The following is a 16,413-nucleotide window of genomic DNA, read 5'->3' as shown; positions in this document are numbered from 1 at the left end:
CGGTAGGGTCTGCCGCACCCCTGGCTGATCGAGGAGCGTGCACGTGTTCAACCGGACCAGATGCCTGCAGATCACTGCGGCCCTTGCGTCCATATCCCTGCTCGCCGGATGCGGCCTGCTCTCGGACGACAGCGGTGGCGACCAGAAGAGAATCGTCGTCGGCACGACCAGCGCCCCGAGCACCCTCGATCCGGCGGCCGCATGGGACGGCTCCTGGGAGTTGTACCGGAACGTCTACCAGACCCTGCTGGCCTTCCCGACGGGCTCCACCAAGCCCCAGCCGGACGCCGCCCAGAGCTGCGAGTTCACGGACACGGCGAACGAGTCGTACCGCTGCACCCTGCGCAAGGGCCTGAAGTTCTCCAACGGCGAGGCCCTGGATGCCAAGGCCGTCAAGCACTCCCTCGACCGGATCCGCACCATCGGCCACAAGCTCGGTCCCAAGGACCTCTTCGGCACGCTGGACAAGATCGAGACCCCGGACCCGCTGACCGTCGTCTTCCACCTGAAGACCCCGGACGCGACCTTCCCGTACGTGCTCGGCTCCCCGGCCGCCTCGCTCGTCGCGCCGAAGGACTACCCGGCCGACAAGGTCCGCGAGGACGACAAGATCACCGGCTCCGGCCCGTACGTGCTCGACTCCTACAAGGACGGCGGCGAGGCGGTCCTCAGCCGCAACGCCAGCTACGCGGGCTTCGCCAACCGCCGCAACGACGCCGTCACGATCCGTTACTTCAAGGACTCCGTGAAGATGATCGCGGACCTGAAGGCGAAGGAGATCGACGCCACCTACCGAGGCCTCTCGGCCGCGGAAGTCCGGGCTCTCCAGGCCCCCGACACCCACTCGCAGGGCGTCCAGGTCGTGGAGAACGTCGGCGCCGAGATCCGCTACCTGGTCTTCAACCCGAAGGACGCGCAGGTCAACAAGCTCGCCGTCCGCCAGGCGATCGCCCAGGTCATCGACCGCGGCGCGCTGGTGTCCAAGGTCTACCAGGGCACCGCCGAGCCGCTGTACTCGATGGTTCCCAAGGGGGTCGTCGGCCACAAGACGCCGTTCTTCGACAAGTACGGTCACGCGGACGTCGCCAAGGCCAAGAAGATCCTCAAGGACGCGGGGATCACCCAGCCGGTGGACCTGACCTTCTGGTACACCACCGACCGCTACGGCGCCTCCACCGCGGACGAGTTCACCGAGATCAAGCGGCAGCTCGACGAGAGCAACCTCTTCAGGATCACCCTGCGCGGCCAGCCCTGGAAGACCTTCCAGGAGGGCTACAAGGGCGGGGAGTACCCCATCTTCGGCCGTGGCTGGTTCCCCGACTTCCCGGACCCGGACAACTTCATCGCGCCGTTCGTCGGCAAGGAGAACGCGGTCGGCACCCCGTACGAGCCCGCGCAGATCATCAACGAGCTGCTGCCGAAGTCCCGCCGCGAGGGCGACCGCGCGGCCGGCATCCGCGAGTTCGAGCAGGCCCAGCAGATCTTCGCCGAGGACGTCCGGCTGCTGCCCCTGTGGCAGGGCAAGCTGTACGTCGCCGCGCGCGACGACATCGCGGGCGCCGAGCGGGCGCTCGACCCGCAGACCGCCATGCAGATGTGGGAGCTGTACCGCAAGACCAGCTGGTAGGCGACGGTCGCCGGAGCGGTGCGCGGCCGGGACGGGCGCGCACCGCGGCAGGTGGCCGAGGCGTTGTCGGTGGCCCCCGGTAGGTTCTGGAGCAGTCGCACGAACTTGTACCGGAGGTTTTCGCCGTGACCCAGATGCTGCCCGAGTCCTGGCTCCCCGTCCTCGGCGGGGAGCTGGACCAGCCCTACTTCAGGGAACTCACCGAGTTCGTCGAGAAGGAGCGGGCCAACGGGCCGGTCTATCCGCCGCGCGAGCAGGTCTTCGCGGCCCTGGAGGCCACCCCCTTCGACCGGGTGAAGGTGCTGGTCCTCGGCCAGGACCCCTACCACGGCGCGGGCCAGGGACACGGCCTGTGCTTCTCCGTGCAGCCCGGCGTCAAGACCCCGCCCTCGCTCCGGAACATCTACAAGGAGATGAAGGAGGAACTCGGCCTGCCGGTCCCCGACAACGGGTACCTGATGCCGTGGGCCCGGCAGGGAGTCCTGCTGCTCAACGCGGTGCTCACCGTCCGCGAGGCCGAGCCCAACTCGCACAAGGCCAAGGGTTGGGAGAAGTTCACCGACGCGGTGATCCGCGCCGTGTCCGAGCGTCCCGACCCGGCGGTCTTCGTCCTGTGGGGCGCCTACGCCCAGAAGAAGCTCCCGCTGATCGACGAGGGGCGGCACGCGGTCGTCAAGGGCGCCCACCCGTCCCCGCTGTCGGCCAAGAAGTTCTTCGGCTCCCGCCCCTTCACGCAGATCGACGCGGCCGTCGCCGCCCAGGGCCATGAGCCGATCGACTGGCGCATCCCCGACCTCGGCTGACGTGCCCCCGCGCCTCGGCGCCATTGCCGTTGCCTCCGGCTAGCTTCGTGACGACCGGACCGGAGCAGGTCCGGCGGAGCGAGCCGGAGGCCGCGTTGACGGAGCAGCAGGAGGCGTCGGAGGACGCCGTCATGACCCGGATCGGCCAGGCCGTCATCCTGCTGCACGCCGGGGACCGCGAGGAGGCCCGCAACCGGCTCGGCGAGATCTGGTCCGAGATCGGCGAGGAGGGGGACTCCCTCCACCGGTGCACGCTCGCGCACTACATGGCCGACGCGCAGGACGACCCCGCCGACGAGCTGGCCTGGGACCTGCGGGCCCTGACCGCGGCCAACGCGCCCGCCACCGGGGCCGCCCCGGGCGAGGGGATCCCGGCCGGGCGGACCCCGCACCACGAACCGCGGCTCGCGATGCGGGTGTTCTACCCGTCCCTCCACCTCAGCCTCGCCGCCGACTACGTCAAACTGCGCCGCCCCGAGGCGGCCCGGGTCCACCTGGCGCGGGCACGCGCCGCCACCGGAGCGCTGTCCGACGACGGGTACGGCAACGGCGTACGGGCCGCCATCGCCCGCCTGGAGCGGCGCCTCGCCGGGGAGCAGGGCCGGGAACATGGGCCGGGGCCGTTTCCGGAGCAGGGCCCGTAGGCATGCACCCGTGTACGGCCGCCCGGGGCCCCGGGCGCGGTCAGCCGCCCTGGACGCCCGCGCAGACGCGGGCCTCCGGGCTGTCCGGGTGCCAGCGGCCGTGCCGCCGGCCCAGCGCGCACACGTCGGCGGGGCGCACCGGCAGCTCCCGTACCAGTTTCCGCCCGGCCTCGGCGTCGGGCCGCGCCCGGTGCCCGCGGCCGCCCTGCCGCTCCGTGAGGGGCTCGGCGGTCTTCGCGGGCTCTGGGATGCCGGGTACGGGCGGCACGGCCCGGGGGAGCCCGCCTGCGGCCTCCGGGGCTGTGCGCTGCGCGGACCGGGGAGCCTGGGCGGACGCCGCGGGGCGCGCGGGCTGCTCGGGGACGGTCTCCAGGGCCTCCAGAGCGGGCGCCCGGACGACCACCGGGGCGGCTCCCGGCCCGCCGCGCGGCTCGTGGCGCGGCGGCACCCCCGCGGCGGGCGGGACCGCGGGCCTCGCGGGAGCGGGGTTCACGCTCACACAGCCGGACACCGCCGAGACGGCACAGGCCACTCCGAGCAGCAGGGTTGTCGTGGTTCGGGTTGGATGCACTCGCGCAACTCTGCTGCGCGAGGACCCCGTTGCGAAAACCCGGAGCCGATACTCACCCCGCACGGGTGACGGGGAGACGGTGTCCGGCGGAAGGACCTACTCGCCGGTGGCGCCGTCGATGTGCTCGCGCAGCAGGTCGGCGTGGCCGTTGTGGCGCGCGTACTCCTCGATCATGTGGGTGTAGACCCAGCGGAGGCTGAACACCTCGCCTCGGTGGTGGACGGCCGCGTCCGACACCAGGTCCAGGGAACGGCCCGCCGACGCCTGCCGGGCCAGCTCGATCTCGGTCTGCCAGACCCGCTCCGAGTCGGCCCAGGTGTCCCCGTCGGTGAAGTGGAAGTCCCCGTCGGGCTCCTCCTGGGAGCAGTACAGCTCCGGGAGGTCCTCGCCCAGCATGATCTCCCGGAACCAGTACCGCTCTACCTCCGCCATGTGCCGTACGAGGCCCAGCAGGCTCAGCTCGGAGGGCTTCAAGGGCGTCAGGCGGAGCTGTTCGTCGCCCAGGCCCTCGCACTTCCAGGCGAGCGTGGAGCGGTGGTAGTCGAGCCAGCCGTCCAGCATCTCCCGCTCGTCGGCGGTGGTGGCGGGCTCGGGGCGATGTGATCCATTGGAATTCATGGCCTCATCCTGGGCGAACCCGGCCCCCGCCACCAGGGATTAAGCTGCGGGAATACCTACGGAACGAACCTGGAGGCCCCGGTGAAGGTCGGCTGCATCGGACTCGGCGACATCGCCCAGAAGGCGTACCTGCCCGTCCTCACCACCCGCCCGGGAATCGAGCTGCACCTGCAGACCCGGACCCCCGCCACGCTGGAGCGGGTCGGAGAACTCCACCACGTCCCGGCCGGGCGCCGGCACACCGACCTCGAGTCCCTGCTGGCGCAGGGGCTCGACGCCGCCTTCGTGCACGCCCCGACCGCCGCCCACCCCGAGATCGTCACCCGCCTCCTCGAGGCGGGCGTGCCGACGTACGTGGACAAGCCGCTCGCCTACGAGTTCGCCCGGTCGCGACGGCTGGTGGAACTGGCCGAGGAGCGCGGGGTCTCCCTCGCCGTCGGCTTCAACCGCCGCCACGCGCCCGGCTACACGCAGTGCGCCGAGCACCCGCGCGAGCTGATCGTCCTGCAGAAGAACCGCGTCGGACTGCCCGAGGACCCGCGCACCCTGGTGCTGGACGACTTCATCCACGTCGTCGACACCCTGCGCTTCCTGCTGCCCGCCGAGGCCGACCACATCGACGTGCGGGCCGTGGTGCGCGAGGGCCTGATGCACCAGGTGGTGCTCCAGATGTCCGGCGAGGGCTTCACCGCGCTCGGCATCATGAACCGGCGCTCCGGGTCCGCCGAGGAGGTCCTGGAGGTGTCCGGACAGGACACCAAGCGGCAGGTCGTCAACCTCGCGGAGGTCATCGACCACAAGGGCCAGCCGACGGTCCGCCGTCGCGGGGACTGGGTTCCGGTTGCCCGCCAGCGCGGCGTCGAGCAGGTCGTGGACGCCTTCCTGGAGGCCGTCGCGGCGGGCCGTACGCTCAGCGCCCGGGACGCGCTCCTCACCCACGAGCTGTGCGAGCGGGTGGTGAGCTCGGCCCTCGAGCAGGCCTCCTGAGGGAACGGGACCCCGCCGCCGCGCAGTACGCCGCCAGTACGGCGAGGGCCGCCGCGACCGGCCAGTCCCCGAAGCGGACGTAGAGCGTCGTGCCCCGGGCCGTCGGCACCTCGTACACGGCCGCCGTGCTCGCCGCGGTCGGCAGCGCCCCGCCGATCCGCTCCCCGGACGGGCCGTGCACCGCGCTGATCCCGGTCAGGGTGGCGTGCACCATGGGGCGGCCGGTCTCGGCGGCGCGCAGCGCGGCCAGCGAGGCGTGCTGCGCGGGGGCCCAGCTGCCCTGGAAGGTGCTGGTCGACGACTGGGCGACCAGGAGGCCGGCGCCGCCGCGGACCAGGTGGCGGCTCATGTCGGGGAACGCCGACTCGAAGCAGACCAGCGGGCCGACACGGACGCCCCCGGGCAGGCTCATCACCACCGGGACGTCCCCCGGGACCCGGTCCTCGCCGGCCGCCCTGCCGACCGAGGTGGCCCAGCCGAGGAACGCGCGGGCCGGCACGTACTCGCCGAAGGGGACGAGCCGCATCTTGTCGTACCGGTCGCCGGTCGGGCCGCGGGCGTCCACGAGCACCGCGCTCTTGCGGATCCCGGGCCGGTACGGATGCCGCGCGTCCACGTTCACCAGCAGCGGCGCGCCCGCCTCCGCGGACAGCGCGGCCAGGCGCCGGGCCAGGTCGGGGCGGGCCGCCAGGTCCTCGCCGACGCTGCTCTCGCCCCACACCACCAGGTCGACCGGCCGCCCGGCCGCCGTCCGGGTCAGCCGCTCGCCGACGGCGAACCGCCGCTCCGTGCTGTCCGGGCCGTCCGCCACCGGTCCCGGCTGTACGACGGCCACCCGCAGCCGCCCCGACACCTCGGGCGTCGGCGCCCACAGCCACACCACCCCCGTCAGCATCGCGCACCCCGTCAGCCCGGCCACCGCCGGAGCCCGCGCGCCCGGCACCGCCACCAGCAGCACCACCGCGCAGTTCACCGCCACCACGACGAGCCCGACCAGCCAGACCCCGCCCACCGAGGCCAGCCGCAGCGCCGGCGGCACCTCCCACTGGCTCGCGCCCAGCAGCCCCCAGGGCCCGCCCAGCCCCTGCCAGGACCGGACCAGCTCCGACAGCAGCCACCCCGCCGGTACGAGGACCAGCGCGGCGCCCGCCCGGCCGGCCGAGGGGGCGCCGCCGAGCAGCCGCCGCACCAGCAGCGCCCAGGGGATCCACAGCAGGCCCAGCAGCGCGGCCACCGGCACCAGGAACACGTGCAGGCTGGGCAGCAGCCAGTGGTGGACGGCCACGATGAAGGCGGCGCCGCCCAGCCAGCCCTCCAGGGCCGCCCGCCGCCCGGTGGGGGCCGACCTCAGCAGCAGCATCCAGGGCACGAGGGCCACGTGGGCGAACCACCACAGCGCGGGCGCGGGGAAGGCGAGGGCGGGCAGCGCCCCGGCGAGGACCGCGGCGGCGATCCGCCGGCCCGGGATCCGGGCACCGCTCATCGGGACCATGGCATGCCTCCGCCTCCAGTGTGGATCAGCCGCCGGGGCGGGGCCCGGTCAGGCGCTCGTGTGGCGCCACTTCTCGTGGACCGTGACGCCGGTCAGCCGCCAGCCGTCGCGGGTGCGGGCCAGCTCGAAGGCGTAGCGCCCGGCCGCGACGAAGTTGGGCGCGGTGACGGTCCCGTCGAACTCGGGCCCCGCCAGCCGCATCGGGTTGAGGAAGTCGGCCTGCACCCGGGCGGTGTCGCCGGGCGAGCCGCCCAGGTCCTCGACGCGGATCAGCCGGTTCACGATGAGGTGCTGACGCACCGGGAAGAGCTTCATGGTCTCGGCGAGCCAGTCCGCGACCTCCCCGGCCGGCCCCTCGACACCGCCCGCCGAGCTGTAGTCGGCCCGCCCGCCCGCGGCGAACAGGGCGCGGTACGCGGCCCAGTCGCCGTCGTCGACGGCCACCGCGTACCCCGAGACCACCTCGTCGATCGCCAGCCGGTCCATTACCGTCGCGAGGTCCACACGCTGCGTCATCGGGACAGTGTGGGGCTGGCGGGGTGCGAGGCCAAGGGGCACGCGCCCGCCGGATCCCCCCCGCAGGCGGTCAGTGACCGGAACACACCTCCCGCTGCCGCACCACGACGAGGAACGCGTCGCTGTCCAGGTCCATCACCACCTCGGCCTGCACCCCCTCGCGCAGGCGCTGCGCCGCGTACTCCTCGGCCGGCCAGCTCCCCCTCGGACTTCCGGCCGGAAACCGCTCCAACACCACTCGACCCATGGGACGCCCCCTGTTGCTTGCCTTCAGGTCTCTCAGGCACAACGACGCGGAGGCCGCCCGGGAACGTTCCCGAGCGGCCTCCGGTTCACGCGAAGCGGTGAGCGGGGTCGCCGCTACGAGCCGGACTCGCCCGCGTGCGGGCTCAGCACACCCGTGCCGATCAGGATGAACAGGGCGATGCCCAGCAGGATCCGGTAGATCACGAACGGCATGAAGCTCTTGGTGGAGATGAACTTCATGAACCACGCGATGACGACGTAGCCCACGAAGAAGGCGATGACCGTCGCGAAGACCGTCGGCCCCCACGAGATGTGGCCCGGCTCCTCGACCACGTCCAGGATCTCGAACGCGCCCGACGCCAGCACGGCCGGGATCGCGAGGAGGAAGGAGTAGCGGGCGGCCGCCTCACGCGTGAAGCCCAGCAGCAGGCCGCCGGAGATCGTCGCACCGGACCGCGAGACGCCCGGGATCAGGGCCATCGCCTGGCAGAAGCCGAAGACGAGACCGTCCTTGACGCTCAGCTGCCCCAGCGTCTTGCGCTCGCGGATCGCCCGGTGCCGGCCGCCCTCCTCGTCGCGCGCGGCCAGCCGGTCGGCGACGCCGAGCACGATGCCCATCACGATGAGGGTGGTGGCGGTCAGCCGCAGGTCGCGGGCCGGACCCACGATCTGGTCCTTGAAGACGAGGCCGAGGACGCCGATCGGAATCGATCCGACGATCACCAGCCAGCCCATCTTCGCGTCCTGTTCGGAGCGCAGGGCCTTGGTGTAGAGGGAGCGGAACCAGGTGGAGACGATCCGCGCGATGTCCTTGCGGAAGTAGATCAGCACGGCCGCCTCGGTGCCGATCTGGGTGATGGCGGTGAAGGCCGCTCCCGGGTCGTGCCAGCCGGCGAACGCCGCGGTCAGCCGCAGGTGGGCACTGGAGGAGATCGGGAGGAACTCCGTAAGCCCCTGGACGAGACCGAGGATTAGGGATTCGAACCAGCTCATGTCGGGGTGCGCTCGTCCTTGTGATCGTCGGGCAGTTCGCGTCCGATGCTAGGGCCCGTGCGGGGCGGCGCTGACCACCGGGGGGTGCTGGGGCGCCCGTTCGTACGCGGCCCCGAGCGGAAGGGCCGGTGCCAGGCGGTGCCGCTTGCGCCAGGCGACGGCTCCGGCGGCCACCACGGACACCACGATGAAGCCGAACGAGACCAGGAACGCGGGTGAGCCGGGGGAGGAGGCATTGGCCCCCGCGATCACGTACGCCGTGGTGTTCGGTACGACCCCGAGCGCCGTCGCGGACAGGAACGGCACCCAGCCGCAGCGGGAGACCGCGGCGCAGTAGTTGGCCACCACGAACGGCACCCCGGGGAAGAGCCGGACGGCGATCATCGAGCGGAACCCGTGCCGGCTGAGCTGGCCGTCGGCCGCGCGCAGCCAGCGGCCGCGCACGTACGGGCGCAGCGCTTCCTGACCCATGTACCGGCCCAGGCCGAAGGCGATCGCGGCGCCGAGCACGGTCCCGCCGACCGCCGCGAGCAGGCCGAACTGCGTGCCGAAGACGGCTCCGGCGGCCAGGTTCAGCAGCGGGCGCGGCACGAACGCCGCCGCGCACACGCCGTACACGGCCGCGAACAGCAAAACCGCCGTGCCCACCGGAAGCCCCGGGGGCCAGCCCTCCGAGAGGATCCGCTGTGGCTCGTACAGCAGCACGCACACGCCGGCCGCGGCGAGCAGCACGACGAGGAGCGACAGCCGGAGCCACGGCGCGAGGAGGAGGGACATTCCGGGAGACTAACCGACCCGGGGGACCCCGCGCCGTAATCTGGGCCTCATGCAGCGGAACGACCCGCGACCGCCGGGGATACCCCGCAGCGCCCTCGCGGACACCCTCCTGGACCGGCTGACCGGCGCCTACGCGGACGCCGCCGACCCCGTACGGGCCGCGGCGATGGCCGCCTACATGAAGGACGTCTCGCCCTTCCTCGGCATCCCGACCCCGCTGCGCCGCGAGCTGTCGAAGGCGGTGACCAAGGACACCCCGGCCCCGCGGGAAGCGGACTGCGCCGCCCTCGCCCTGCGCTGCTGGACGCTCGCGGAGCGCGAGTACCGTTACTTCGCCGTGGACTACCTCCGCCGGCACGTCTCCCGCTGCTCCTCCGCCCTCCTGCCGGTGGTCCGGCACCTCGTCGTGACCGACCCCTGGTGGGACACCGTCGACCTGCTCGCCGCGCACACGGTGGGCCCGCTGGTGGCCGCCGACCCGGCGCTGAAGGCCGTCATGGACGAGTGGATCGGGGACGAGGACCTCTGGCTCGCCCGCACCGCCCTCCTGCACCAGCTGCGCCACAAGGACGCCACGGACACCGGCCGGCTCTTCGGCTACTGCCGCCGCCAGGCCGCCCACCCGGACTTCTTCATCCGCAAGGCCATCGGCTGGAGCCTGCGGGAGTACGCGAGGACCGACCCGGACGCGGTCCGCGCCTTCGTGGAGGCCGAACGCTCCCGGCTGTCTCCGCTGTCCGTGCGCGAGGCGCTCAAGAACCTCTGACCGCGAGCACGTTCGCGCGTGAAAACCATTCGACGCCGCGGGGGCCGTCCGGCAGGATCAGGGGCATGTCCCGGTACGCCTTCCCCGCAGCGCCGTCCGCAGTCGCGGACGCGCCGAAGGCTGCCGCAGGCGCGGAAGCACTCCCCCTCGCCGCATTCGACGGCGCACGAAGCTGACCCTTCCCGGACAGTCCGGCGGACCCCGCAGGGGGAGGGTCGGCCCGGCTCCGGGGTCCCGTTCCAGCTTCGAGACACGGGAAAGACCATCATGGCCAAGACGGCCTTCGTGCGGACCAAGCCGCACCTCAACATCGGCACCATGGGTCACGTCGACCACGGCAAGACCACCCTCACCGCCGCCATCACCAAGGTCCTCGCCGAGCGCGGCGGCGCCTCCTACGTGCCCTTCGACCGGATCGACCGGACCCCGGAGGAGGCCCGGCGCGGGATCACCATCAACCTCACCCACGTCGAGTACGAGACCGGCACCCGCCACTACGCCCACGTGGACATGCCCGGCCACGCCGACTTCATCAAGAACATGGTGACCGGAGCCGCGCAGCTCGACGGGGCGATCCTCGTCGTCTCCGCGCTCGACGGGGTCATGCCCCAGACCGCCGAGCACGTGCTGCTCGCCCGGCAGGTCGGCGTCGACCACATCGTCGTCGCCCTGAACAAGGCCGACGCCGGCGACCCCGAGCTCACCGACCTGGTCGAGCTGGAGGTCCGCGAGCTGCTCACCGCGCACGGATACGGAGGCGACGCGGCGCCCGTCGTACGGGTCTCCGGACTCGGGGCGCTGGAGGGCGACCCGCGGTGGACCGGGGCGGTCGAGGCGCTGCTGGACGCGGTGGACACCTACGTGCCGATGCCCGTGCGGTACACCGGCGCGCCCTTCCTGCTGCCGGTGGAGAACGTGCTCACCATCACCGGGCGCGGGACCGTCGTCACCGGCGCCATCGAGCGGGGCGGCGTACGGATCGGCGACCGGGTGAGCGTGCTCGGCGGCGACGGCGAGCCGGTCGAGACGGTCGTCACCGGCCTGGAGACCTTCGGGAAACCGATGGAGTCCGCCGAGGCCGGCGACAACGTCGCGCTGCTGCTGCGCGGGGTCCCGCGCGACGGCGTGCGCCGCGGCCACGTGGTGGCCGCGCCCGGCAGCGTCGTGCCCAGGCGGCGGTTCACGGCGCGGGTGTACGTGCTGTCGGGGCGCGAGGGCGGCCGGACGACCCCGGTCGCCAGCGGCTACCGGCCGCAGTTCTACATCCGCACCGCCGACGTGGTCGGCGACGTGGACCTGGGCGCGGCGGGCACGGCGCGGCCGGGGGAGACGGTCGAGATGACCGTGGAGCTCGGGCGGGACGTACCGCTGGAGCCGGGCCTCGGCTTCGCGATCCGCGAGGGCGGCCGCACGGTCGGCGCGGGCACCGTGACGGCCGTACTGGAGTGACCCGGCCGCACTGATTCCGGCCCCTCCGTGGTGGCGGCGGGCAGGCTGCGCCAGACTGCCTGTCGTCACCGCGGGCGGCCGCGGGACGTACGGGACGTACGGGAACGAGGGGCGGGCGGCGATGGGCGGCGACACGGCACTGGTGCTGGGCGGCGGGGGACTGACCGGCGTCGGCTGGGAGTGCGGGATCCTGTACGGGCTCGCCCGCGCCGGAGTCGACCTCACCACCGCCGACCTCGTCATCGGCACCTCGGCCGGCTCGGTGGTCGGCGCCCAGCTCACCTCGGGACTGCTCACCCCGCAAGAGCTGTACGAGCGCCAGCTCGGCGACCCGCGCGGCGAGCTCCCGGCGCGGCTCGGGGCGGGCCTCATCGCCCGCTACGCCCTCGCGATGGCGCGCTCGCGGGACGTGAAGGCCTACCGGCGGCGGGTCGGCGCGCTCGCGCTGGCCGCGGACACCGGGACCGAGGCCGAGCGGCGCACGGTGCTGGCGGCCCGGCTGGTCTCGCACGAGTGGCCCGAACGGCGCCTCGTCGTCACCGCCGTCGACGCGCTGAGCGGCGAGCTCAAGGCCTTCGACCGGGACGGTGGGGGCGGCCTGCTCGACGCCGTCTCGGCGAGCTGCGCGGTGCCCGGGGTGTGGCCGCCGGTGACGGTCGGCGGACGCCGGTTCATCGACGGCGGCATCCGCTCCGCGACCAACGCCGACCTGGCCGCCGGTTACGCGCGGGTGGTGGTCATCGCGCCGATGGCCATGGGCGCCGGGCTGATCCCCTCGCCGGCCGCGCAGGCGGACCGGCTGCGCGCGGCGGGCACCCGGGTGCTGCTGATCACCCCGTCGGCGGCGGCCCGCAAGGTCTTCGGCCGCAACGTCCTGGACCCGGCCCGGCGCGACCCGGCCGCGCGGGCGGGCCTCGACCAGGCCGCCGGACACGCCGCCGAAGCGCGGGCGGTCTGGTCGGGCTGAGGCCGGGCGGCCCGGGGCCCCGGCGGTTTCGGCGGGGTGCGGACGGTCCCGGCGGGCGGCGGTCAGGCCCGGCCGGGGGCGGGCCGACAATGGTGGGGTGAGCGACGAACAGATACCGGTCATCCGGGACGTGGACCAAGGCGCCGCCAAGCTGATGCCGGACGTGGACCGGGAGCGGGCGTGGCTGCTGACCGTCGACGGGGCGCCGCAGTCGTACGTGGACCTGGACGAGCCGGAGCACCTGGAGTTCGAGTACGTACGCCGCCTCGCGCACGTCCTGGACTGCGCCGCGGACCCGGGGCTCGCGCTGGACCTGCTGCACCTCGGCGGCGGCGCGCTCACCCTGCCGCGGTACGCCGCGGTGACCCGGCCGGGGTCGCGGCAGGCGGTCGTCGAGTTCGACGCGGGCCTGGTGGAGCTGGTCGCCGAGTACCTGCCGCTGCCGGCCGACGCCGGGGTCACGGTGCACGCCGCCGACGCCCGGGCCTGGCTGGAGGCGGCGCCCCCGGCGAGCGCGGACGTCGTGGTGGCCGACGTGTTCGGCGGCTCCCGGGTGCCGGCCCGGCTGACGTCCGTGGAGTACGCGCGGGAGGCGGCGCGGGTGCTGCGGCCCGGGGGGCTGTACGCGGCCAACCTGGCCGACGGGGCGCCGTTCGGCTTCCTCCGGGCGCAGCTGGCCACCTTCGGGGCGGTGTTCGGGGAGCTGGCCCTGCTCGCGGAGCCGGCGGTGCTGCGGGGACGCCGGTTCGGCAACGCGGTGCTGCTGGCGTCGGACGGCGGGCTGCCTGTGGCGGAGCTCGCCCGGCGCTGCGCCTCCGACGCCTTCCCCGCCCGGGTGGAGTTCGGGGCGGGACTGACCCGGTTCGTACGGGGGGCCCGGCCGGTCGGCGACGCGGAGGCGGTGGCCTCGCCGGAGCCGCCGGAGGGCGCGTTCAGCCTGGGGTGAGCGAGCCGGCCGGCTGCGCGTCGGGCGCCGGGGCCGGGCGGGACGGTGCGGGCTTGCGGGTGATCCGGCGTACGTCCGGCACCAGCAGCACCGCCGCCGTGGGGATCAGGACCAGCGCCGCGCAGCCCCACAGGGCGGAGGAGCGGCCGAAGGCCGACTCGGCGGGACCCGCGAGGGCGGTGGCCAGCGGCGTCATCGACAGGGAGCCGAACCAGTCGTAGGCGGACACCCGGGAGAACTTCTCCTCGGGGATCTCCTGGTGCATCGTCGTCATCCAGTTGACGCCGAACACCTCGATCGAGATCCCGCTGACGAACATCACCCCGCACAGCGCCCACACGGACAGCGGGATCGCCAGCCCCGCCGAGGGCAGGGCCATCGGGAACACACAGAGCGTGCCGACGAGCAGGAGCCGGCGCGGCTTCCAGACCATCATCAGCACGGCCCCGCCGATGGTGCCGACGCCGAAGCAGGCCAGGGCCAGACCCCACGGGGCCGCCCCGCCCAGCTGGTCCCGGGCGACCAGGGGCCCGTACACCGCCTGCGCGGCGCTGATCACGCCGACAACGACGGCGAACTGGAGCACGATGCTCCACAGCCACGGCCGGGTCCGGAACTCCACCCAGCCCTCGCGCAGGTCGGACAGCAGCCCTCCGCCCGGCGCCCGTTCGGGGATGTGGCTGACGTCGAGGAAGGCGCGCAGCGCGCCCGCCACGGCGAAGGCGGCCGCGTCGACGGCGAGCACCCAGCCCGCGCCGAACGCGGCGATCATGGCGCCGCCGAGCGCGGCGCCGCCGATCCCGGCGCCGTTCATGGACATCCGGAAGAGGGCGAACGCGCGGTTGGAGTGCTCGCCGGAGACGGTGGACAGGAGCATGCCCTCGGCGGCCGGGTTGAAGAAGGCGGTACCGGTTCCGCACAGGGCGGTCAGCAGCATCATCTGCCACAGCTGCGGGTCTCCGGCCAGGACCAGCAGCGCGAAGGCGGCCTGCGAGACGCAGTTGAGGGTGTTCGCGGCGACCATCACGCGGTGCCGGGGCAGCCGGTCGGCAATCGCCCCGCCGACGAGCAGGAAGAGGACGAGCGGGAGCGTACGGGCGGCCGTGACCAGGCCGACGTCCCAGCCGGAGCCGCCGGTCTCCAGGACCGCGAACGAGGCGGCGATCAGGGCCCCGTGGCTGCCGAGGTTCGTGACGACCGCGGCGCCCGTCAGCAGGCTGTAGTTCCGGCCGGCCCACTCGGGTCGGCGGCGGCGCGCGGGCGCACGGGGCGGGAGGGCGGGGGTAGGGCTCACCCCCGGACTATCCACGGACCGGGCCGGGAATCCAAACGAATTGCGAGCCCGGGCCGTGGACGGAGGGAGATCAGCCCGCGGAGAGTCGGACCGTGCTCAGGATCTTCTCGAGCGTCGCCTGGGGGACCTCGTCCGGAACCCCGGCGGCGCTGTAGAGGATCCAGCTGGAGAAGTCACCGTTGGCGGTCTTGAAGCTGAAGGCGATGGACTTGCCGTCGGAGGAGCACTTGTTCTCCTTGGCGATGCCCGGCGCGGTGGCGGTCGCCATGTGGCCCTTGAGCCCGGAGGAGGTGGTGTACTCCTTCGGGTCGGAGACCTTCACGGTGCCCTGCGGCGCCTTCTGCGCGTATCCGGCGAACACCCAGTTGCCGGCCTCGTTGCGCACGGCCTCGGCGGTGTCCTTGGCGCCCTGGCCGCCCTTGGTGCCGGTGCCGGCCAGCGAGGTCGTCTCCTCACTGCCGTTCTTGTCGGAGTCGACCTTGCACCAGTCCTCCTTGAGGTAGGCGGGTCCCGACATCATCACGACCGGGCCGCCGTCCTTCTTCACGTCGTCCTCGAACCCGATCGACATGCCCGAGCCCAGGACGTTCCACTCCGGCGGGACGTCGAAGGCAGTGCCGTACTTCGGATTGAGGACCACCTTCCAGCCCGCGATCAGCGGCTTGACGTCGCCGCCGGCCCGCGGGTTCGGGGTGGTGCCCGCCGGGGCGGGCGCGGAGGACGGCGGGGCTGAGGAGGAGGCCGCCGGCTTGCCGTCCGCCCGGTTCGTCTTGTCGTCCCGGGTCAGGACGAAGGCGCCGGTGGCGGCGGCCGCCACCACGACGGCCGAGGCGGCCACGATGGCCACGGTCTTGGTGGAGTAGGGGCTGCCGCCGCCCGGCGGCTGCGGTTCCGGAGCCTGCTGGGTCTGTCCCCAGGGCTGGACCGGTGGCGGCGTCTGGTGCCCCGGCTGCGGGTACCCGTAGCCGGGCTGCTGCTCACCGTATCCGGGCTGCTGGTACGGGTTCGGCTGCCCCGGCTGCTGCTGGTACGGGTTCTTTTGCGCGTCCTGAGGGTTCTGCTCGCCCCCGGGCGGCTGCTGCTGTCCTGGCCACATGGCCGGTAACCCTAGTGGGAGTGGTGCCCGGAGGCCACGGCCGCCCCCGGTCCGGCTCTGGCCATCCGCATCTACTCACGGGTAACATGCCGCTGCATGAGCGCAGACCAGATGAACGTGGGCGAACTGCTCGCCGCGACGGTGCCGATGGCACGGACCCTGAACCTCCAGTTCCTGGAGACCACCCCCGAGCGCGCGGTCGTCCGGCTTCCGGACCAGCCCGACTTCCACAACCACGTCGGCGGCCCGCACGCCGGTGCCATGTTCACCCTCGCCGAGTCCGCGAGCGGTGCGATCGTCCTGGCCGCCTTCGGCGACCAGCTCTCGCGTGCGGTGCCGCTGGCCGTGAAGGCCGAGATCGGCTACAAGAAGCTCGCCAAGGGCGTCGTCACGGCCACCGCCACCCTCGGCCGCCCGGTCGCGGACGTCGTCGCCGAGCTCGACGCGGGCGGCCGCCCCGAGTTCCCCGTCACCATCGCCATCCAGCGCGAGGACGAGGCCGTGACGGGCGAGATGACCGTCGTCTGGACCCTGCGCCCCAACGCGTAGCACTCCCGCCCGGTCGAGGCGCCGGACAGCCGCGAGGCCCCCACCCCAGCCGGGCGGGGGCCTCGCGCCGTC

The 16,413-nt window shown here is 73.5% G+C and carries 18 protein-coding genes; 9 read left to right on the top strand and 9 right to left on the bottom strand.

Going from position 1 to position 16,413, the window contains the following annotated elements; genetic code table 11:
- Positions 1-43: 43 nt before the first annotated feature.
- The 3 genes from OTB16_RS33670 (at position 44) to OTB16_RS33660 (ending at position 3,074) form a co-directional block, all read left to right on the top strand.
- A complete protein-coding gene (locus tag OTB16_RS33670) occupies positions 44-1,627 on the top strand; it encodes an ABC transporter substrate-binding protein (RefSeq protein WP_267725948.1) in 1,584 nt (527 codons plus the stop codon).
- A gap of 134 nt (positions 1,628-1,761) precedes the next feature.
- The gene (ung, locus tag OTB16_RS33665; RefSeq protein WP_267726014.1) at positions 1,762-2,430 is read left to right on the top strand and encodes a uracil-DNA glycosylase; all 669 of its coding nucleotides are present in this window, start codon (positions 1,762-1,764) and stop codon (positions 2,428-2,430) included.
- Between the two features lie 95 nt (positions 2,431-2,525).
- Positions 2,526-3,074 carry a hypothetical protein gene (locus OTB16_RS33660; RefSeq protein WP_267726013.1) on the top strand — a complete coding sequence of 183 codons (549 nt, stop codon included), beginning with the start codon at positions 2,526-2,528 and terminating at the stop codon, positions 3,072-3,074.
- Between the two features lie 40 nt (positions 3,075-3,114).
- Here the strand turns inward: OTB16_RS33660 and OTB16_RS33655 are convergent, their stop codons facing one another.
- Together OTB16_RS33655 and OTB16_RS33650 are read right to left on the bottom strand one after the other, a co-directional pair.
- A complete protein-coding gene (locus OTB16_RS33655) occupies positions 3,115-3,645 on the bottom strand; it encodes a hypothetical protein (RefSeq protein ID WP_267725946.1) in 531 nt (176 codons plus the stop codon).
- 96 nt (positions 3,646-3,741) lie between these two features.
- Positions 3,742-4,263 (bottom strand): DinB family protein, encoded by a 522-nt coding sequence (locus tag OTB16_RS33650; RefSeq protein ID WP_267725944.1) that lies wholly within the window; start codon positions 4,261-4,263, stop codon positions 3,742-3,744.
- An 81-nt stretch (positions 4,264-4,344) separates the two neighbouring features.
- Between OTB16_RS33650 and OTB16_RS33645 the strand changes: the two genes are divergently transcribed.
- Positions 4,345-5,250 carry a Gfo/Idh/MocA family protein gene (locus OTB16_RS33645; RefSeq protein ID WP_267725942.1) on the top strand — a complete coding sequence of 302 codons (906 nt, stop codon included), beginning with the start codon at positions 4,345-4,347 and terminating at the stop codon, positions 5,248-5,250.
- Here the strand turns inward: OTB16_RS33645 and lnt are convergent.
- The 5 genes from lnt to OTB16_RS33620 form a co-directional block, all read right to left on the bottom strand.
- Positions 5,195-6,733 carry an apolipoprotein N-acyltransferase gene (gene lnt / locus OTB16_RS33640; RefSeq protein ID WP_267725940.1) on the bottom strand — a complete coding sequence of 513 codons (1,539 nt, stop codon included), beginning with the start codon at positions 6,731-6,733 and terminating at the stop codon, positions 5,195-5,197. The genes OTB16_RS33645 and lnt overlap by 56 nt on opposite strands.
- A gap of 57 nt (positions 6,734-6,790) precedes the next feature.
- Positions 6,791-7,258, bottom strand: coding sequence for a nuclear transport factor 2 family protein (locus tag OTB16_RS33635; RefSeq protein ID WP_267725938.1), 468 nt, complete (start codon positions 7,256-7,258; stop codon positions 6,791-6,793).
- A 70-nt stretch (positions 7,259-7,328) separates the two neighbouring features.
- Entirely contained in the window at positions 7,329-7,505 is a 177-nt protein-coding gene (locus OTB16_RS33630; protein ID WP_267725936.1) for a hypothetical protein, read from the bottom strand.
- A 113-nt stretch (positions 7,506-7,618) separates the two neighbouring features.
- Positions 7,619-8,497, bottom strand: coding sequence for an undecaprenyl-diphosphate phosphatase (locus OTB16_RS33625; RefSeq protein WP_267725934.1), 879 nt, complete (start codon positions 8,495-8,497; stop codon positions 7,619-7,621).
- A gap of 48 nt (positions 8,498-8,545) precedes the next feature.
- The gene (locus tag OTB16_RS33620; RefSeq protein ID WP_267725932.1) at positions 8,546-9,274 is read right to left on the bottom strand and encodes a TVP38/TMEM64 family protein; all 729 of its coding nucleotides are present in this window, start codon (positions 9,272-9,274) and stop codon (positions 8,546-8,548) included.
- Between the two features lie 49 nt (positions 9,275-9,323).
- Here OTB16_RS33620 and OTB16_RS33615 point away from each other — a divergent pair, with 49 nt between their 5' ends.
- The 4 genes from OTB16_RS33615 (at position 9,324) to OTB16_RS33600 (ending at position 13,402) form a co-directional block, all read left to right on the top strand.
- Positions 9,324-10,040 carry a DNA alkylation repair protein gene (locus OTB16_RS33615; RefSeq protein WP_267725930.1) on the top strand — a complete coding sequence of 239 codons (717 nt, stop codon included), beginning with the start codon at positions 9,324-9,326 and terminating at the stop codon, positions 10,038-10,040.
- A gap of 267 nt (positions 10,041-10,307) precedes the next feature.
- Complete coding sequence (gene tuf / locus OTB16_RS33610; RefSeq protein ID WP_267725928.1) at positions 10,308-11,489, top strand: elongation factor Tu; 1,182 nt, start codon at positions 10,308-10,310, stop codon at positions 11,487-11,489.
- Between the two features lie 121 nt (positions 11,490-11,610).
- Complete coding sequence (locus OTB16_RS33605) at positions 11,611-12,456, top strand: patatin-like phospholipase family protein (RefSeq protein ID WP_267725926.1); 846 nt, start codon at positions 11,611-11,613, stop codon at positions 12,454-12,456.
- A 154-nt stretch (positions 12,457-12,610) separates the two neighbouring features.
- On the top strand, positions 12,611-13,402 hold the full coding sequence (locus OTB16_RS33600) for a spermidine synthase (RefSeq protein ID WP_267726012.1): 792 nt from the start codon (positions 12,611-12,613) through the stop codon (positions 13,400-13,402).
- Here OTB16_RS33600 and OTB16_RS33595 read toward each other — a convergent pair.
- Positions 13,389-14,696, bottom strand: coding sequence for an MFS transporter (locus OTB16_RS33595; protein WP_267725924.1), 1,308 nt, complete (start codon positions 14,694-14,696; stop codon positions 13,389-13,391). The genes OTB16_RS33600 and OTB16_RS33595 overlap by 14 nt on opposite strands.
- Before the next feature lie 70 nt (positions 14,697-14,766).
- Complete coding sequence (locus tag OTB16_RS33590) at positions 14,767-15,792, bottom strand: DUF8017 domain-containing protein (RefSeq protein WP_267725922.1); 1,026 nt, start codon at positions 15,790-15,792, stop codon at positions 14,767-14,769.
- A 111-nt stretch (positions 15,793-15,903) separates the two neighbouring features.
- Between OTB16_RS33590 and OTB16_RS33585 the strand changes: the two genes are divergently transcribed.
- Positions 15,904-16,341 (top strand): DUF4442 domain-containing protein, encoded by a 438-nt coding sequence (locus OTB16_RS33585; protein ID WP_267726011.1) that lies wholly within the window; start codon positions 15,904-15,906, stop codon positions 16,339-16,341.
- The last annotated feature ends 72 nt before the right edge of the window (positions 16,342-16,413 follow it).

The organism is Streptomyces antarcticus (genome assembly GCF_026627255.1).
Classification (GTDB): Bacteria; Actinomycetota; Actinomycetes; order Streptomycetales; family Streptomycetaceae; genus Streptomyces; species Streptomyces antarcticus.
The sequence above is the reverse complement of the archived record's forward strand: the minus strand, read 5'-3'. Positions and strand labels throughout refer to the sequence as shown.

Coding starts and splice junctions, on each gene's coding strand:
- OTB16_RS33585 (WP_267726011.1), top strand. CDS start 15,904: ATGAACGTGGGCGAACTGCTCGCCGCGACGGTGCCGATGGCACGGACC.
- ung (WP_267726014.1), top strand. CDS start 1,762: ATGCTGCCCGAGTCCTGGCTCCCCGTCCTCGGCGGGGAGCTGGACCAG.
- OTB16_RS33635 (WP_267725938.1), bottom strand. CDS start 7,258: ATGACGCAGCGTGTGGACCTCGCGACGGTAATGGACCGGCTGGCGATC.
- OTB16_RS33625 (WP_267725934.1), bottom strand. CDS start 8,497: ATGAGCTGGTTCGAATCCCTAATCCTCGGTCTCGTCCAGGGGCTTACG.
- lnt (WP_267725940.1), bottom strand. CDS start 6,733: ATGAGCGGTGCCCGGATCCCGGGCCGGCGGATCGCCGCCGCGGTCCTC.
- OTB16_RS33620 (WP_267725932.1), bottom strand. CDS start 9,274: ATGTCCCTCCTCCTCGCGCCGTGGCTCCGGCTGTCGCTCCTCGTCGTG.
- tuf (WP_267725928.1), top strand. CDS start 10,308: ATGGCCAAGACGGCCTTCGTGCGGACCAAGCCGCACCTCAACATCGGC.
- OTB16_RS33650 (WP_267725944.1), bottom strand. CDS start 4,263: ATGAATTCCAATGGATCACATCGCCCCGAGCCCGCCACCACCGCCGAC.
- OTB16_RS33605 (WP_267725926.1), top strand. CDS start 11,611: ATGGGCGGCGACACGGCACTGGTGCTGGGCGGCGGGGGACTGACCGGC.
- OTB16_RS33615 (WP_267725930.1), top strand. CDS start 9,324: ATGCAGCGGAACGACCCGCGACCGCCGGGGATACCCCGCAGCGCCCTC.
- OTB16_RS33590 (WP_267725922.1), bottom strand. CDS start 15,792: ATGTGGCCAGGACAGCAGCAGCCGCCCGGGGGCGAGCAGAACCCTCAG.
- OTB16_RS33630 (WP_267725936.1), bottom strand. CDS start 7,505: ATGGGTCGAGTGGTGTTGGAGCGGTTTCCGGCCGGAAGTCCGAGGGGG.
- OTB16_RS33600 (WP_267726012.1), top strand. CDS start 12,611: ATGCCGGACGTGGACCGGGAGCGGGCGTGGCTGCTGACCGTCGACGGG.